We start from the raw sequence: 437 nt of genomic DNA on the forward strand, positions 1-437 counted from the left end.
GGCCTGTATTTCGCCGCCCATGCCCCGCAAAACTACGGCGACATGGCGCGTTCCAATATCGACGCCTTCAAACGCTTCTTCCACGGCATGCTCGACCGCAACACCGCCTTCGGCCCGTCCGCCTACGAAGCAGGCTTCGTCTCCGCCGCGCACACGCCCGAACTGATTGACGAAACCATCGCCACCGCGCATCAAGTGTTTGCGGAAATGGCGAAATAAGGCGGATTGGCCTGCCGTCAGGGCAGTGCGGGCAACGCCGCCTGATTCGCAGCAATCCGTAAACAAGACAAAAAGGTCGTCTGAAAACCTAAATTTGGGTTTTCAGACGACCTTTTGTTTGTGAACAAGCTTTGTTTTGTCTTTAAGCTTTTTCGTGTGTCAGATGGCGCATAGACGCGGCGATTTCGTCCGCCATCCGACGGCTGGCGCCTTGATGG

General features: G+C 56.3%; 1 pseudogene. It reads left to right on the plus strand.

Annotated elements, in window-relative coordinates:
• A pseudogene (locus ACTHS3_RS17015) lies at positions 1-219 on the plus strand (aspartate aminotransferase family protein); the annotation flags it as partial.
• Between the last annotated feature and the right edge of the window lie 218 nt (positions 220-437).

It is taken from the genome of Neisseria sp. P0009.S007 (genome assembly GCF_051962515.1).